We start from the raw sequence: 1,184 nt of genomic DNA, 5'->3' as shown, positions 1-1,184 counted from the left end.
TGAATAGCCACCGATTTTGTAGATACCTTTTAGTTAGATAAAATGGCTAATTAAAGAGGGGCTTATACAGCTAAGAAATTTCAGAGACTTAAGAATTTTATAAAGACAAAATTATAAGTATTTGAAAAAAATAATATTTAAATTTGGCATAGGGATTCTAATAAAGCTTAAAGGGAATATGATGATTTTGGTATACAGCCATTAGATGTAGAACAGCTTCCTTGCTTTATTCATGTTACAGGTACTCAGCGGGAAAAATATATCGAATTTGAATTTTCGATAAGTGATGCAGAGTTAGCTGTAGAAATGATTAGGCACAGTCAATCTGCCCATCCAATGGAGTTTGAGTAAGTAAGTCTACAAGAACTTAAGAGCCACCGACATTTTTCTAATTAGCTGAGCTAAACCTATTTGCAGGGTTTCATCATCTATACTGATACTAAGTTTATGCAATTAGTGGTGATATTCAGGCTGATGTTTCTTAGGCTTTCATTAACTTGCCCTAAAAACTTTAAACAAGTTGAATTGACGAATGGATAAACCCCATCAAGACTTTTTTGTTAGCTAATCGCAATATACCTTTTTTCTACTTTTCTACATAGCTTACAGTAATCTAATATTGTCCACTCTAATCCACAAAGTTTAATGAGAGTTTGAGCAAAGCTCATGATCATACAAAGAAAGTCGGAACAGAAATCAGATAATATTAAATAACTAGCAGACTTAAGTGACTAGACTTTGAATTAATCACTATTTTTTGTGACAAAAAATGTCAATAAGTGAAAATTATTTTGATAAAAAGACAATAGATACACCATTTACAAGAAAAATGTGACTTGTGCGACATTTTTGTGTATTTTTTTACTTTCTAATGTGAAAATACAGTGACATTATGTTAAGAAATGTATCAAAAAATGATTAAATCCGAAAAAATTTTGAGTTTGATTCCTCTATCTTTGCTATTAGTCTCAGGATGGACAACCTCTTCCTTCGCGAATAGCCAAGCTTTAGTTGCTGATATGAAAGTGTTTCAAATAGAGGCAAACCAAAAAGTAAAAAAAGAATTAAAAGCAACCGATCGAGTAAAGCCAACGGCATTGCTTGAGTACAAAGTCGAATATTCAAATATATCAAGTCAAAGTCTGAAAAATTTAAAGTTGAATCTTCCACTTCCTGCGGATGTA

1 protein-coding gene and 1 pseudogene are annotated in these 1,184 nt (G+C 31.7%); both read left to right on the top strand.

Features of this window, described 5'->3' with window-relative positions:
* Positions 1–192 precede the first annotated feature (192 nt).
* Complete coding sequence (locus tag B2Y23_RS08875; protein ID WP_291370357.1) at positions 193–351, top strand: phenol hydroxylase subunit; 159 nt, start codon at positions 193–195, stop codon at positions 349–351.
* A gap of 563 nt (positions 352–914) precedes the next feature.
* A pseudogene (locus tag B2Y23_RS08870) lies at positions 915–1,184 on the top strand (hypothetical protein); the annotation flags it as partial.

The sequence above is a fragment of the Acinetobacter sp. UBA5934 genome, assembly GCF_002430855.1.
In the GTDB taxonomy this organism is placed as follows: domain Bacteria; phylum Pseudomonadota; class Gammaproteobacteria; order Pseudomonadales; family Moraxellaceae; genus Acinetobacter.
The sequence above is the reverse complement of the archived record's forward strand: the minus strand, read 5'-3'. Positions and strand labels throughout refer to the sequence as shown.